Origin of the sequence: Pseudomonas veronii (assembly GCF_001439695.1) — a bacterium.
Taxonomy (GTDB): Bacteria; Pseudomonadota; Gammaproteobacteria; order Pseudomonadales; family Pseudomonadaceae; genus Aquipseudomonas; species Aquipseudomonas veronii.
The window spans coordinates 40,483-54,734 of sequence record NZ_JYLL01000031.1 but is presented as its reverse complement, the minus strand read 5'-3'; the positions used below and the strand labels follow the sequence as shown (position 1 = coordinate 54,734).

The following is a 14,252-nucleotide window of genomic DNA, read 5'->3' as shown; positions in this document are numbered from 1 at the left end:
CAGGCGCAACGGCGGCAGAATTAACAACCGTTAACTCGCGCAGGGTGCGCCGATGTCCAAAGATAGGCGCTCAAGGAGCGTAATGACGGAAGGGGTTTCATGGACAAGCTGCTCGCACTGAAAATATTCATCCAGTCAGTAGATTCCAAAGGCTTTTCGTCTGCCGCCAGGCAACTCAATCTGGCGACCTCTTCAGTCACCAGAATGATCGACAGGCTTGAGGATGACCTGGGTGCCGTGCTGCTGAATCGATCTACCCGGCGAGTCACGTTGACCGATGCCGGTAGTGTGTACTACCTGAAAAGCCGGGATATTCTGAGCGCCATGGCTGACGCTGACGAGTCAGTTTCGGACCGCGGTGAAGTGCCCGCGGGACAGTTGCGTATCTCCGTGCCCGTGGCGTTTGGACAGCGTCTTATTGCCCCTCATATCGGCGCGCTTTTAGCGCGCTATCCCCTGCTCGTACTGGATATGACGCTATCGGACGACATCGTCGATTTGCTCGGCGAACGCATCGATCTATCGATCCGGCTGGGGTCGCCAGCGGCGATGGAAACGCTGGTCAGCCGCTGCATCGGCAACTTTCGCCGCCGCGTAGTCGCCAGCGCCGAGTACCTGAACGCTCGAGGATTTCCCGACCGACCCATGGACCTCATGCAGCACGAGTGCATGCGCTTCAACTATGGCGCGCCACAGCAGTTCTGGACATTTACAGAGCAGGGCCAAGAGCTGCGCGTGCCCGTCGAAGGGCAATTCAAGAGCAACAATGCCGAGGTCCTGCGCGAAGTGGTGCTGGCCGGGTGCGGGGTGGCGCTGTTACCCGATTGGCTGGTCAATGATGACGTCGACAGTGGTCGACTCACTTCCTTGTTCGACGCTTTTGTCGTCAATCCGAACAGCGCCAGTTCAGCGATCTCGGCCTTGTACCTGCCCAATCATCGCGGCTCGAAACGTATCAATGCGTTCATTGATTTCCTCACCGAATTGCTCAAGTCGCAAACACAGCCGACGACGTGATCGGTGCATCGTTGCGTTTTGCGAAAAGCAACGTTGTGCAGCAGGTGGATTCTCTGTCGGCGCTCCGGCACCTACCTTGGGGAGGTGAAACATTCAACCACGGAGACCGTCATGAGTTTGCATTCATCCAAAATTCAGGTGACTTACGACTTCATCTGCCCATGGTGCTGGATCGGTGAGGAAAATCTTGAACGCGCGCTGGCCGCTTCGGGTTTTTCAACGGACCGCCCAATCAGTTTCCTGCCTTATCAGTTGAACCCGGACATGCCGGTTCGAGGCATGGATCGCAAAGCCTATCGCTCTGGCAAGTTCGGCAGCTGGGCGCGTAGCCAGGCCATGGACGCACAGGTCACTCACGCCGGTAAGGCCGTCGGCCTTGAGTTCGATTATGAGCGCGTCGAAAAAACCCCCAACACCCTGGCCGCGCATCGGTTGGTATGGCGCGAGCAACAGGCGGGTCGAGATGCTTCCTTGCTGGTCAAGGCCATTTTCAAGGCGTACTTCAGCGAAGGGCGGGATATCGGCGACCTCACTGTGCTGGCCGACATCGCTGCCGAAACCGGGCTGGACCGAGAGGTCATTGTCGACTTTCTCAAGGCCGATGAAGGCACCGCTGAAGTCTTGAAGCTCGAAGCCCAAACCAAGGCGTCCGGTGTGCGCTCGGTGCCGAGTATCCAGATCGCGGATGACGTGATCAGTGGCGCGCAGCCCATCGAAATAATGATCCAGATACTGAAGCGAAGCCAAGCCGCCTGAGGCGGTTTTTCAATCCCAATCCATTCAGGACATCATCATGACTCATCACTTGTTCAGCCCTATCAAACTCGGCCAATTCACCCTCGATCACCGCGTCGTCATGGCGCCTCTGACTCGCTCGCGAGCGGGGCAACCTGGCAACGTACCGACATCGATGAACGTCGAGTACTACCGTCAGCGTGCCAGTGCTGCATTGATCATTACCGAGGCTACACAGATTTCGCAGCAGGGCCAGGGTTACGCCTGGACGCCCGGCATCCATAGCGACGAGCAGATTCAGGGCTGGAAGGCTGTCAGCGAAGCCGTGCACGCAGAAGGCGGGCGCATTTTCCTGCAGCTCTGGCATGTGGGGCGGGTGTCGCACCCGGTGTTCCAGCCTAACGGCGGCTTGCCGGTGGCACCGACCGCGCAGCCAGTGCCCGGCAAGACCTTCATCCTGAATGAAGAGGGCGAGGGCGTATGGGGTGATGTACCTGTCCCTCAGGCGCTGGACATTCCTGGGATCGAAGCGATCGTTGGTGACTTCCGCAGGGCCGCTCGCAACGCGATTCTGGCCGGTATGGATGGTGTGGAAATTCACGCGGGCAACGGCTACCTGCTCGACCAATTCATCAACAGCGCCAGCAATCAGCGAAGTGATCGCTACGGGGGAAGTATCGAAAACCGTGCGCGGTTGCTGCTTGAAGTCGTGGAAGCCGTGACCGCGGAAGTAGGTGCCGAACGCGTTGCTGTCCGCCTGACACCGATGGGACGTTTCATGGGAATGGGCGATGACACCCCGGAACAAACCTTTGGCTACATCGCATCCCGGCTCAATCACTGGCATCTCGCTTATCTGCACCTGGTAGAACCGATGATGGTCGGCACAGTGCTCGATGAAAGTAACGATCCACGCTGGGACGCGATCATCAAGCAACTGCGTACTGACTTCCACGGCGTTCTGATGTTGGCGGGTGGCTACTCCGGCGAAACGGCCGAACAGGCCATTGCGCAGGGCCGTGCAGACCTCATTGCGTTTGGTCGCCCGTTCATTGCCAACCCCGACTTACCGGCTCGCTTGCGTGGTCGCAACGAACTCAACGTGGCTGACGGCAACAGCTTTTTTGGCGGCGACGCCAAGGGGTACGTCGACTATCCGGTGTTGGCATAACGCAACGGTAAACCGCAGCTGCGGGAATCACCCTGCAACGAGGAGAAAGGTAATGAAGAGTTCAGGCGTTCCAAAGGCCTTGGTCATTGGTGGTTCCCTGGGCGGGCTGTTCGCCGCCACGGCGTTACGCGCGATTGGTTGGCAGGTCGATATTTACGAGCGATCCCCTGCGGCGATGGATAGTCGTGGCGGGGGCATCGTTCTGCAAGCGGACGTCCTGCACCATTTTCGTTATGCGGGCATTCATCCGGCAGGAGCGCTCGGCGTCCGGTCCCATGATCGTCTCTATCTGGATCGAGAGGGTAGCGTCGTGCATAAAGAGCCGATGCCGCAAACCCAGACGTCCTGGAACACACTGTACAGCTCATTATTTTCTGCATTTGCTGCTGAGCATTATCACCGTGGCAAGACGTTGGTGGATCTGACTCAGAATGAACACCGGGTGACTGCGATTTTTGCCGACGGCAGCACTGCCGAGGCAGACCTGCTGATTGGCGCTGATGGCTCGGGTTCAACCGTGCGAAGCGTGGTGTTGCCTGGAACAGTACCCAGCTATTCGGGGTATGTGGTGTGGCGCGGGCTGGTCGATGAAGAGCAACTTCCAGACTTCGCCAAAATGCAGCTTTACGAGGACTTTGTTTTTCAACAAGACCCTGAATCGCTGATGTTGGAATACATGGTGCCGAGCGTGAATGGCTCCGTTAATCCGGGCGAGCGTCGGTTCAATTGGCTGTGGTATTTGAAAGCTGCACAAGGGGCGGAACTGGACGCTGTGCTCACTGACTGCGATGGCCGTCGGCGTAGTCACTCCATTCCACCCGGAGCCTTGGCCGCTGGGCAGGATGCTTACATACGGGGAATGGGGGAGCGGCAGGCGAACCCGGCTTTTCGGGAACTGATTCGCCAGACCCAAGATATTTTTGTGCAAGCGATCCTTGATCTCAAAGTTCCTCAGATGGTGTTTGGCCGTGTGCTGTTGACTGGCGACGCCGCTTTTGTGCCGCGTCCTCATACCGCCGGAAGCACGGCCAAGGCAGCCCGCAATGCACTGGCCCTGGCGCAAGCAATCGACGACATCGGCGACCTCGATAAAGCCCTGCTTGCCTGGCAGCACCAACAACTTGCAGAAGGCATGCGTATGGCGGATTGGGGGGTGAGTATGGGCAATCGGATTATGGGGATCGCCCAAGCCTGATGGAGCGGCTCACATCGGACTTATTGGCGAGAGCCTTGCGTTGGCGGGATGAAAGTGGGGTGTGATCGTTGGGCTGTTGCAGTCTTTCTAGACTGAATATAAAAAGAGGAGATTAGCTTCAGATCGAAGCGGTCTCCTCTTTTTTAGCACCTGTAAACTTTGAAGTTTTAACCATTCTGGCAAGCGCCACCGAGTATTTTGTATTGCAGGTCGTGCGTTATACCCTTGTGATCCACATACACCATGTGCGCGTCCACTGGGCCACAAGCGTTGTTTGTGTCCTCGGCTGTAGTGATGTGGATGACCTTGGCGATATCCAGGTGTTCGGAATAATTGTACTGCTCAGGTTCAGGGGCAGAGGCATTGTTGTTGGCGCCATCATGGGCTGAAGCGTATACGCTAAACATCATCAGTGAGGCGAGCATTGCATATTTCATCAGGGTGTCTTCCAGTAAGAATGAGAGAGGGAACAAAATCTCTTTGTTGGCTTCTGGAGCTGATTATGCTGTCGCCAGGTTGTTTGTAGAAATGCTCAGGTGGGATACTGATTATTACCGAAAATGATGTTTATCCATGTTTGTCAACAGATGGGGCAATATAATTTAATGGGTGTAGTGCTTTCTGTCGGCAATGCGGGTCGGTTGGTTTTTTATAGTCTTTTGACTGATTTATTTAAAGTCGCATGGGCCCATGGTTATGATTGATCAGTATTTGTTTATTCGGTTCGATCATCTTGGCTGGGGTCCCGAGCGAACGGCAGAGACGATCTGGTGAAGTCTTGAACGGTTCGCAAAAAAAAGGCCGGTCAAACCGGCCAAAGGGAAATCGAGAGTTTCACCAACGCTATACGGGGAGTTTCAGGATTCTGGCCGCGTTGGCGCCGAGTACTGCCGCTTTCTCGCGCGGGCCCAAGCCTACGCTTTCGACAAAACGCACCGGCTGTTCATAGCCCATGTCGAAGCAGTAGTCGCTGCCCAGGACCAGATGGTCGATACCGACGTTGGCGATCAAATAGTCCAGCACCGGCCCGGAGTGCGACACGGTGTCGTAGCTGAATCGCGTCAAGTAGCTGCTCGGCTTTTGGGCCAGGCGTCGTGTCTCAGGACGTGAGGTCCATCCGGCATCGAGACGTCCCACGAGTATTGGCAAAGCCCCACCGGCGTGAGGCAATGACACATGCAGTTGAGGGTATTGATCCAATACTCCGCCGAGGATCAGGTGTGACGCCGCGATAGCGGTATCGAACGGGTTGCCCAGCAAGTTGCTCAAGTAGTAGTTGCTCAGACGGTTGCCGCCGACCGTTTGTTGCGGGTGCAGGAATACTGGGAGTCCGAGCTGTTCTATACGGGCAAAGACGGGCGCGAAGCGCGGATTGTCCAGGTCCAGGCCGTTGATGTTTGTGCCCATGTACACCCCACGAACCCCAGGCAATTCGGCGGCGCGTTCCAGCTCGGCGATGGCATCGTCAGCCTCTAGCATCGGCAACGTGGCCAGCACCACAAAACGTTGTGGGTGTTGGCGATGGACCATCGACGCAGCATCGTTCCAGGCACGTGCCAGGCGGGCATTGAGTTGTCGATCTGCCCAGTACACCATTGGCACGCTAAGGGACAGCGCCTGTACGTCGACGCCGGAATGGTCCATATCGAGCAAACGCGCCTGCACGTCGATGAATTTCAACGGCAATGGCCCCAATCCTCCGGCCGGGGTGGAGAAGCTGAAAGTAGTCTCCTGGCGGGTATAGCTTGCACCGAACGTTTTGCCCTCACTTCCCAGGAGGTGTAAGAACTCTTCAGGGTAGTAATGTGCATGGATGTCCACCGATCGCACCGGGACATCGGCACCTTTCTTGATCGGTGCCGCCGAGGCGGGTGATAAACGGGTAACCAGCAGACCACCGGCGGTAGCTGCCATGATGCCCAGCAGTTGGCGACGGGTCTTTGAAAGACAGCAGGGGCATTGCATCGTCGATCTCCTTTTTATTGTTGTCTTGACGGGTTCAAGTGCGCGCCTTTGTGCTTGCACGGGTTCAGAGCGACCGGTTCTCGCCGTGGCATGTACCCGCTCCGAGACGTCGCTCTATTAATCGGTCGATCATTTGATCAATTTTGATTATCATCCGATCAATAGGGAGATCGCAAGCCTCCTTAACCAATCAAGCCATTGAGCACAGCCATGCAAGACTCCCATTGCCTGGTCATGCACAGTCGCTACCTTTACCTTTCGATCTCGGAATCCGTGCATGGACAAGTTGCTGGCGCTGAAAATGTTTGTCGAAACGGTGCGCTGTGGGGGTTACTCATCTGCGGCGCGTAAGCTCGGCATCTCCACATCGTCTGTGACACGGCAGGTCGCGGGGCTGGAAAGTGAGTTGGGCGCCAGCCTGCTCAACCGCACCACGCGCAATACGAGCGTCACGGTGGCGGGGCAGCACTATTTCGATAAAGTCGTGGCGATCCTTGAGGCCATCGATGGCGCGGATGCCGTCGTTGCCGACCGTGGCAGCGAAGCTCAGGGGCGTTTGCGGGTCAGTGTCCCGGTGGAATTCGGCCGGCGAATCATCGCCCCGCACTTGGGGCGGTTGCTTGAACGCCATCCCGGTCTGGAAATCAGTCTCTCGCTGAGCGACGAGGTCAGTGACCTGCTCAGCGAACAAATCGATGTGTCAGTACGTCTTGGTTCATCGGTTGTCAGTGATGACATCGTCAGCAAGCGGCTGGGCTATTTCCAGCGTTGGGTGGTGGCGAGTCCCGAATACCTGACACGAACCGGACTGCCGCGACACCCTCGCGACTTGCTCGAGCACCCGTGCTTGCGTTTCGATTACCACACGGGCCACCACGACTGGACATTCCTGGGCGATGAGGACGTCATCCGCGTGAACGTGCAGGGACGGCTGCAAAGCAACAATGCCGACATTCTGCGCGAGGCTGCCTTGGCCGGTGGCGGGGTGACGCTATTGGCCGATTGGCTGGTACGTGAGGACGTCAGTGCAGGTCGGCTGACGCGGGTGCTGGAGCAATATGAAGTCAACCCAGGCAGTGCAAGCACCTGCATCAATGCGCTGTATCTGCCCAACCACCGTGGTTCCAGCCGCATCAGTGTATTCATCGCGTTTCTTCAGGAAATACTCGCGCCCTAAGCACGTCCTGCGCATCAGGCAAGATCGCGTTGCGCGTCGCTTTTGATCGAATTGACTGCCAGCCAATACCCGCGCGGCGTGCGAATACCCTCTTCCTCACCCGCAGGCCCACAACGTGTCCGGTTAGGGTAAAGGCAATGGAGCGATTTCGATGAACACACAAGAGAATGTCCAGACCGTGAAGATTTTTTTGCAGCCATGGGCCGCGGTGATAAGCCAGGGTTACTAAAACTCACGAGGGCACAATTTCCGAGCATTGTTGTGCTGGCTTCTTGTTCCTGAACGGTTGTTGCCAAGCGAGCTGTGCTTGGACTTCCGCCACGGCATCGAGGACTTTCTGTGCCCAGCGCTCATCCTCCGGATGCACGACAACAACGCGAAAACCGTGATCACGCCCTTCAGTCCGCACGCCTTCGGAATCGTCGACATGTAAGTCGATATCGAATGCCGGCGGAAATTTCGAGGGCGCGTTCGACAGGCCATGCACCGTCAGGGCACGGTTATGCAGCATGCTGTTGACCACCCCGTCGACGCGGATGCCGTACAGCAAAAGCCAACGCCTGATGTAGGACGGAGTGCGACCGGACGAGGTGTAGACCCAGATACTGCAGCCCTGGCGACGTAACTCTTGGGTCAGGGAGCGTGTGCCGATACGCAATGGTTCACCCAGCCAACGATGCACACAGGCCGGCAGCCGGCTTGGCTCGACCGCGCAGTGGTGGAGTTGGCAGGCCAGGGTGTCATCGATATCGAACGAAATGCGTATGCGCTGACGCCTGAATCCGTGCATCGGGACGGCGCGCCGCATGGCGTGCCATACCCGGCTGCCGGAAGCTCGGCATTTAGCGAGCGTGGGATACCGGCTCATCGATGACCCTCCTGGTAGAGGGACGAGGCCTTGTCGTTGAGAAAAAATTTCATTGAATCAGATGCCTGTTCTTCCAGGAAGGCTGCATACTTTTTCTTGATCTTGGGCAATTCATACAACGCCTTGACGCCATGCTTGGCGGAGTTGCGTATGACCGATGACGGGTTGAAGTAGCCCTCGGCGTTTTTCAGCGTCAGCACGAACGGAGGCAAACCTGCGCGCATGAGCAAATAGCTGACGATGAGCGACCCACTGCGGTTATTGCCTTCAATAAACAACTGCGGCTTGCTGAGGATTCGCACGTAGACACCGGCTGCACGTTTCCAGACGGATTCGCTGCGATACGCACAGTACCAATTGAACAAGTCTTTTATCCCCCCCTCGACGTTGTTGAAGAAGTGTTCCTCGGTCGCCGCCAGATGTTGAGCGTATTCTCGTCGGCGTACCGGGTCCCGGCCACAGAGCACGGTGGCGTTGATCTCCAGCATCAGGTTCAGTTGCTGAAGGTCGAACAGGTCTACGCCGCTTGCGACATAGCTGTCAATCAACGCATAACCTTCAAGTACATTGTGCAGCACTTCGTCGGTCAAGGGGTCGCGCGGCTCGGTAAAGTGCCTGCTGAGCTCGGAAAAGCGGCTCTGCACCTCGCGTAGCGCGCGTTCGATTGCAGGTAAATCAAGACGACGGGGTGCAGGCATTGGCAATCCTGGGAAACGGTAGATAAGCAGGTAAAACGACCGGATGCCCGCTAAAGCACCTTTGGCACTATAGCGGTATGCGGTCTTGACTGGACGTTTGCTGTTTAGCTGAACTTGCCGCTGATGTAATCCCCGGTCATTTGTTCGCGCGGGTTATCGAAAATCTGCGCCGTTGGGCCCATCTCAACCAAATAACCGGTGCGCGTGCCCTGAGAAATATCAACCGAGAAAAACGCCGTCGTGTCCGCAACACGGATGGCTTGCTGCATATTGTGGGTGACCAGGGCGATGGTGTAATCCTTCTTCAGCTCAACCATCAACTCCTCGACCCGGCGCGTCGCGATCGGGTCGAGTGCCGAACAGGGCTCATCCAGCAACAGCACTTCAGGTTCGGTCGCGATGGCGCGAGCGATACAAAGCCGTTGTTGCTGGCCGCCGGAGAGTGACAGGCCGCTGACCTTGAGCTTGTCCTTGACCTCATCCCACAGCGCCGCGCCTTGCAGGGCGTGCTTTACACGGTCTCCCAGGTCGCCTTTGTAGCGATTGAGGCGCAGGCCAAACGCAACGTTGTCGAAAATGCTCATCGAAAATGGGTTCGGCTGCTGAAAAACCATGCCGATGTAACGCCGCACGACCACCGGGTCAACGCCCTTGCCATAGACGTCTTGCCCAAGGAAATGCACGTGCCCTTCAAACCGAAAGCCTTTCACCAGATCGTTCATCCGATTGAGGCTACGCAGCACGGTACTTTTGCCGCAGCCAGAAGGGCCGATGAAACCGGTGATCTTGTTTTTTTCGATCGGCACATGGCTGTCACGTACCGCCATGAAGTTGCCGTAGAAAATTTTGTCCAGCTTGCAGTCCATGACCACAGGCGCCTGGGTGACAAACGGAGCGGCTATTTGCGCAGTTGATACGTTCAAAATTCAGATGCTCCCGTTCTCAATACTTGGGCTTGCCGAAAATGCGGCTGACAATATTCACGACCAGTACGATCATCACCAGCACCAGTGAGGCTGCCCATGCGAGCTCGAGTTGGTTGTCGAAGGGCATGCCGGAGAAGTTGTAAATCAGCACGGCAAGCGATGCAGTCGGATTCATGACTGCCAGGCTGCCGTCGTGAAAAATCCAGTAGTTGCTGAACAGCGCGGTAAACAACAACGGCGCGGTTTCGCCCGCGGCGCGGGCCACGGCGAGCATGACGCCCGTCAGGATTGCCGGCATGCCGGTAGGCAATACGATTTTCCAGATGACCTGCGAGCGGGTACAGCCCATGCCGTAGGCCGCATCCTTCATGATTTTAGGCACCATCCTCATCGACTCTTCAGCCGTCAGCACGACGATGGGCAACATCAGTACCGCCAGTGCCACGCCACCCGCCGGTGCTGAATAGGTACCGGTGGTCATCACCACCAGCGCGTAGGCAAATACCCCGGCCAGAATGGATGGCAGGCCCGTGAGCATCTTGGCGGCAAAGCGCGCGGCGTTTGCCAGCTTGCTGTCTGGCCCCAGTTCCGCCAGAAAGATGGCCGCCATGATGCCGACCGGCACCGCGATTGCCGCCGCGATACCGACCATGACGAAGGTGCCTGCCATCGCGTTGCCGAAGCCACCGCCGGTCTCGAAACCGGTTGGCGGCAGTTCGGTGAATACCTCCAGGCTCAGGCGTGCCCCTCCGCGCGTGATCAGCATGTAGAGCACGGAAATCAGCGGCACGCTGGCCAGTAGAGCACCACCCCAGACCAGTGTGGTCAACACCAGGCTGCGCAGGGCGCGGCCTTCAAACTTGCGCTGCAGGCTTGGTAAAGCGGCTGTAGAGGAAGTGATGTCAGTCATCATTTAGTACCACGTTGGGCATAGACCATGATCATGGAACCGATGACGTTCACCAGGAGCGTGATAAACATCAGTACCAGTGCGGCGTACATCAATACTTCGATTTCGTTCGGCCCGGCTTCGGGGAAGTTCAGCGCCAACAAGGCCGCTAGCGTATTGGCCGGGGCAAACAGAGAAAGCGAGATGTTGTTCGCGTTGCCCACCAGCATGGCCAGCGCCATGGTTTCACCCAGCGCGCGACCCAGGCCGAGGACCAGGGAGCCGAAAATACCGGTGGCAGCGGATGGCACCATCACCTTCAGAATCGCTTCCCAATGGGTCGTCCCCATGCCGTAGGCGGCCTGTTTGGTTTTCATCGGGACACCGGTGAGGGCGTCCTGCGACACGGCCGCAATGGTCGGCAGAATCATGATGGCCAGTACCAACGCCGCAGGAAGCAGCCCCGGCCCGCTCAAGGTTGTGCCAAAAAAAGGTATCCAGCCCAGTTCGCTGTTCAGCCACGCCGTAAGCGGGCGAATCGTCGGGATCACCACGTAAATCCCCCACAGGCCATAAACGACGCTGGGGATGGCCGCGAGTAATTCGACGATGGTTCGAAACACGGCTGCCAGCTTCGCCGGCAGGAAATCCTGGGTCAGGAAAATCGCCATGCTGACGCCGAAAAAGCCTGCGATCAGCAGCGCGATCAGGGCGCTGTAGAGCGTGCCCCAAATGGCCGGCAAAATGCCGTACTTGCCTTGGTTAACGTCCCAGACGCTGCCGAGAAGCACATCAAAACCGTGCTTTTCCATGCCTGGAAGGGCCTTGCGTCCCACCTCGAATACCAAGGCGAAGACCAACGCCAGAATCAGAATCACCCCTATTCGTGCGAGCGCACGGAAGGTGCGATCAACCAGGAAATCCTTTGCAGAGGGTGGCTGGCAGGCAGAATCCTGGTTAACCGGTACGACAAAAGGTGTGCTCATAGGCTAACTCCGGAACAAGGGGGAAACGCTCCCGGTATGGCTGAGCGCGCATACCGAGAGAGGCCTCACGTGCGTTACTGGATGTTGGCGGACGCTTTGCGAACCTCATCGACAACCGATTTCGGCAGCGGGATGTAACCCATCGAGTCGGCGATTTTCTGCCCTTCGGTCAGGCTGTATTCGACCATTTCGCGCATCGCCTTGGCCTTGGCCGGGTTCTCGTTGTGCTTGCGGAAGATCATCCAGGTGTAGGACGTGATCGGGTAGGACTTGGCGCCGTCCGGATCCGGCAGCCAGGCCACCAGGCTTTCCGGCATTTTCACAGCCGCGAGGGCCTCGGCACCGCTTTCTGCGTTAGGGACAACGTACTTGCCGGCCTTGTTCTGCAGTTGGGCAAAGTCAACCTTGGCCAGCTTGGCGAAACCGTATTCGATGTAGCCGATAGCGCCCGGAGTCTGGCGCACGGTCGCTGTCACACCATCGTTCTTCGGCGATTTGATGAATTTGTCGCTGGCAGGCCAGTTGACGGTGTTGCCTTCACCCAAATCTTTCTGGAACTGTGGGTTGATCGTCGCCAGATGCTTTGTGAATACCGCAGTGGTACCGCTGGAGTCTGCACGCACGACCACGGTGATCGGCATATCAGGCAGTTTCAGGCCCGGGTTGGCTGCAACGATTTGCGGGTCGTTCCACTTGGTGATCTTGCCCAAGAAGATGTTGGAGTAAACGTCGCGTGGCAATTTGAGTTCTTTAGGATTGCCCGGCAGGTTAAAAGCCAACACGATTTCACCTGCTGTCATCGGCAGCAACTGCACGCCTTCGGCAACCTTGGCGATATCTTCGTCTTTCATTGCCGAGTCACTGGCGGCGAAATCGACGGTTTTGTTCAGGAAGTCCTGCACACCGGCGCCGCTGCCCTTGGATTGATAATCCACAGTGACGCCTGCGGTTTTCTTGCTGAAATCCTTGAACCAGGTCAGGTAGATCGGTGCCGGGAAACTAGCGCCTGAGCCGCTCAGACGAACGCTTTCCTCAGCAAAAGCCATGGAACTTGCACAAAGAGAAACCGCAACGGCGAGTGCAGCAGACTTCATCAAATTTTTCATCGAAGGAACTCATTGTGATAACGGGCTCCCGAACTTTGCAGCACTTTCGTTAAGCTTTTATGAAAGTTGAATGGCGGGTCGCGCCAACCGCGCCAGGCGCTAGGGGCTGGCCGTTGTGCATTAGGTCGTCCAGCCTTTGCGAAACGTCGAGGTCAGGTCATTACCGTGAAGGTAAAACCAGTACCACCAGAACCCAGCAGCCGTTCGAGGCATCAGTCAGCGCACTGAGACTCTCCGGTGCGGGTCTTGAGTTCCTGAAAGACATGCAAGGCAACGCGGGAGAGAAAAACAGGGGGGCCGGTTTCTTGTCCCCGGGTGCCTTTGACGGTTTCGCTGGGGCGACGTACAGGATGACGGTTGATCGGTGCGTTACCAGCCCTTGCCGGGCGGTGAGGCGCATTGATCGCAGGGGCCGTCCATCAACGCCTTGGCGCTGGCGGACGGCGCCTGGGGTTACGCCGCAGTGGCGTTGGCACGGGTGTCGCTGGCGGTGTCACGAAACAACCGGGGCGACATGCCGAATGTCGCTTTGAAGTGCCGGCTGAAATGCGAGCTGCTGCCATAGCCCCAGGCATAGGCGATCTCGGTGAGGGAGCGATGGGCCTGTTCATGGTTGCGCAGGTCCTCGGCGCAACGGGACAGCCGACGCTGCCAGATGTACTCGCTGACACTGCACCCCAGTTCGTCCTGAAATGCCCGATGCAAGCTGCGCACTGAGCATTGCTCGGCGTTGGCGATGCGCTCGATGCTGAGGTCGCGGTCGGCCAGGTGACGCTCGATATACGCTTTGAGGCGATTCTGTTTGAAAAAGCGGAAGTCATGGTCGAGTTGCTTTTCATCTTGTTTGTTCTTCAGCGCATTGTTCAGCAACCCGGTGATGCTGTCGCCGATCAGCCCGGCCGATTGGCTGTTGAGCAGGGGATATTGGTGATAAGCGTCGCTGATCAAGTGCATCAGCATGCGCCCCAGCCCGTTGCGGCCATTCAAGTGCATGTCGCCGGTCTGCGTCAGTTGCCCGGCGGGGCCCTGGAATAGCAGGATAAAGTGCTCGCAGCCCTGGGTGCTGGTGACGCTGAAGGGTTTGCCGCAGTCGACCAGGAGCATTTCGTCCGGCGCGACGGTGCTGTTTTGCTGGCCTTGCTCGAAATGACTGACACCAGCGACCTGCAGTATCAACATGCGCGGTGTGTCGACGACATCAAGCGCCTTGCTCAGGTGGCGTGAATAGCGATGGGCACTGGCGGTCATGCGGCAGAAACGCAACTGGCCCAAGTCGCCGTATTCCAGGCGGCCCTGGAAGTTGCCGTTGTGCAACGGGTCGATGTTGGTGGACTCCAGGCGCTTTATATACTCCGGCGTGCGGCCCAGGTGATCGCTCATGAACTCTTTCCATTTCATCAGCCGATCAGAGCGAACGACTTGATCGGTGGATACGCAGGCTAGGTTATTCATTGTTTCGCCTTTTGTTTTTTTGTTTTGGGCTGGCGGGCAAGGTGTGAGCCTTGCCCGCTCCTGACAG

At 57.4% G+C, this 14,252-nt stretch carries 14 protein-coding genes; 5 read left to right on the top strand and 9 right to left on the bottom strand.

Features of this window, described 5'->3' with window-relative positions:
- The first annotated feature begins 99 nt into the window (after window positions 1–99).
- From TU80_RS25980 to TU80_RS25965, 4 genes are all read left to right on the top strand, one after another.
- The gene (locus TU80_RS25980) at window positions 100–1,017 is read left to right on the top strand and encodes a LysR family transcriptional regulator (RefSeq protein WP_057005727.1); all 918 of its coding nucleotides are present in this window, start codon (window positions 100–102) and stop codon (window positions 1,015–1,017) included.
- A 111-nt stretch (window positions 1,018–1,128) separates the two neighbouring features.
- The gene (locus TU80_RS25975; protein ID WP_057005726.1) at window positions 1,129–1,773 is read left to right on the top strand and encodes a DsbA family oxidoreductase; all 645 of its coding nucleotides are present in this window, start codon (window positions 1,129–1,131) and stop codon (window positions 1,771–1,773) included.
- A 37-nt stretch (window positions 1,774–1,810) separates the two neighbouring features.
- Complete coding sequence (locus TU80_RS25970) at window positions 1,811–2,923, top strand: alkene reductase (protein ID WP_057005725.1); 1,113 nt, start codon at window positions 1,811–1,813, stop codon at window positions 2,921–2,923.
- Window positions 2,924–2,975: 52 nt separating this feature from the next.
- Entirely contained in the window at window positions 2,976–4,118 is a 1,143-nt protein-coding gene (locus TU80_RS25965; protein WP_046382740.1) for an FAD binding domain-containing protein, read from the top strand.
- Window positions 4,119–4,285: 167 nt separating this feature from the next.
- Here TU80_RS25965 and TU80_RS25960 read toward each other — a convergent pair whose 3' ends face one another.
- Complete coding sequence (locus TU80_RS25960; protein WP_046382741.1) at window positions 4,286–4,555, bottom strand: DUF2790 domain-containing protein; 270 nt, start codon at window positions 4,553–4,555, stop codon at window positions 4,286–4,288.
- A gap of 406 nt (window positions 4,556–4,961) precedes the next feature.
- Window positions 4,962–6,083 (bottom strand): amidohydrolase family protein, encoded by a 1,122-nt coding sequence (locus TU80_RS25955; protein ID WP_057005724.1) that lies wholly within the window; start codon window positions 6,081–6,083, stop codon window positions 4,962–4,964.
- A 277-nt stretch (window positions 6,084–6,360) separates the two neighbouring features.
- On the opposite strand from TU80_RS25955, the gene TU80_RS25950 reads away from it, so the two are divergent.
- Window positions 6,361–7,260: a LysR family transcriptional regulator gene (locus TU80_RS25950; protein ID WP_046382743.1), complete on the top strand. Its 900-nt coding sequence runs from the start codon at window positions 6,361–6,363 to the stop codon at window positions 7,258–7,260.
- A 232-nt stretch (window positions 7,261–7,492) separates the two neighbouring features.
- Here TU80_RS25950 and TU80_RS25945 read toward each other — a convergent pair whose 3' ends face one another.
- From TU80_RS25945 to TU80_RS25915, 7 genes are all read right to left on the bottom strand, one after another.
- Complete coding sequence (locus TU80_RS25945) at window positions 7,493–8,128, bottom strand: hypothetical protein (RefSeq protein ID WP_169850792.1); 636 nt, start codon at window positions 8,126–8,128, stop codon at window positions 7,493–7,495.
- Window positions 8,125–8,826 (bottom strand): hypothetical protein, encoded by a 702-nt coding sequence (locus tag TU80_RS25940; RefSeq protein WP_057005723.1) that lies wholly within the window; start codon window positions 8,824–8,826, stop codon window positions 8,125–8,127. Before TU80_RS25940 ends, TU80_RS25945 begins: the two co-directional genes overlap by 4 nt.
- A gap of 104 nt (window positions 8,827–8,930) precedes the next feature.
- The gene (gene pstB / locus TU80_RS25935) at window positions 8,931–9,692 is read right to left on the bottom strand and encodes a phosphate ABC transporter ATP-binding protein PstB (protein ID WP_017847588.1); all 762 of its coding nucleotides are present in this window, start codon (window positions 9,690–9,692) and stop codon (window positions 8,931–8,933) included.
- A gap of 76 nt (window positions 9,693–9,768) precedes the next feature.
- Window positions 9,769–10,662, bottom strand: a complete 894-nt coding sequence (gene pstA / locus TU80_RS25930; RefSeq protein WP_026140105.1) for a phosphate ABC transporter permease PstA — start codon at window positions 10,660–10,662, stop codon at window positions 9,769–9,771.
- On the bottom strand, window positions 10,662–11,627 hold the full coding sequence (gene pstC / locus TU80_RS25925; RefSeq protein WP_046382745.1) for a phosphate ABC transporter permease subunit PstC: 966 nt from the start codon (window positions 11,625–11,627) through the stop codon (window positions 10,662–10,664). Before pstC ends, pstA begins: the two co-directional genes overlap by 1 nt.
- 74 nt (window positions 11,628–11,701) lie before the next feature.
- Window positions 11,702–12,733, bottom strand: coding sequence for a phosphate ABC transporter substrate-binding protein PstS (gene pstS, locus TU80_RS25920; RefSeq protein WP_057005722.1), 1,032 nt, complete (start codon window positions 12,731–12,733; stop codon window positions 11,702–11,704).
- A 453-nt stretch (window positions 12,734–13,186) separates the two neighbouring features.
- Entirely contained in the window at window positions 13,187–14,185 is a 999-nt protein-coding gene (locus tag TU80_RS25915) for a helix-turn-helix domain-containing protein (protein ID WP_057005721.1), read from the bottom strand.
- Between the last annotated feature and the right edge of the window lie 67 nt (window positions 14,186–14,252).

Bases quoted from the DNA above. Each gene is read 5' to 3' on its own strand.
- TU80_RS25980 (WP_057005727.1), top strand. From the start codon at position 100: ATGGACAAGCTGCTCGCACTGAAAATATTCATCCAGTCAGTAGATTCC.
- TU80_RS25975 (WP_057005726.1), top strand. From the start codon at position 1,129: ATGAGTTTGCATTCATCCAAAATTCAGGTGACTTACGACTTCATCTGC.
- TU80_RS25970 (WP_057005725.1), top strand. From the start codon at position 1,811: ATGACTCATCACTTGTTCAGCCCTATCAAACTCGGCCAATTCACCCTC.
- TU80_RS25965 (WP_046382740.1), top strand. From the start codon at position 2,976: ATGAAGAGTTCAGGCGTTCCAAAGGCCTTGGTCATTGGTGGTTCCCTG.
- TU80_RS25960 (WP_046382741.1), bottom strand. From the start codon at position 4,555: ATGAAATATGCAATGCTCGCCTCACTGATGATGTTTAGCGTATACGCT.
- TU80_RS25955 (WP_057005724.1), bottom strand. From the start codon at position 6,083: ATGCAATGCCCCTGCTGTCTTTCAAAGACCCGTCGCCAACTGCTGGGC.
- TU80_RS25950 (WP_046382743.1), top strand. From the start codon at position 6,361: ATGGACAAGTTGCTGGCGCTGAAAATGTTTGTCGAAACGGTGCGCTGT.
- TU80_RS25945 (WP_169850792.1), bottom strand. From the start codon at position 8,128: ATGAGCCGGTATCCCACGCTCGCTAAATGCCGAGCTTCCGGCAGCCGG.
- TU80_RS25940 (WP_057005723.1), bottom strand. From the start codon at position 8,826: ATGCCTGCACCCCGTCGTCTTGATTTACCTGCAATCGAACGCGCGCTA.
- pstB (WP_017847588.1), bottom strand. From the start codon at position 9,692: ATGGACTGCAAGCTGGACAAAATTTTCTACGGCAACTTCATGGCGGTA.
- pstA (WP_026140105.1), bottom strand. From the start codon at position 10,662: ATGACTGACATCACTTCCTCTACAGCCGCTTTACCAAGCCTGCAGCGC.
- pstC (WP_046382745.1), bottom strand. From the start codon at position 11,627: ATGAGCACACCTTTTGTCGTACCGGTTAACCAGGATTCTGCCTGCCAG.
- pstS (WP_057005722.1), bottom strand. From the start codon at position 12,733: ATGAAAAATTTGATGAAGTCTGCTGCACTCGCCGTTGCGGTTTCTCTT.
- TU80_RS25915 (WP_057005721.1), bottom strand. From the start codon at position 14,185: ATGAATAACCTAGCCTGCGTATCCACCGATCAAGTCGTTCGCTCTGAT.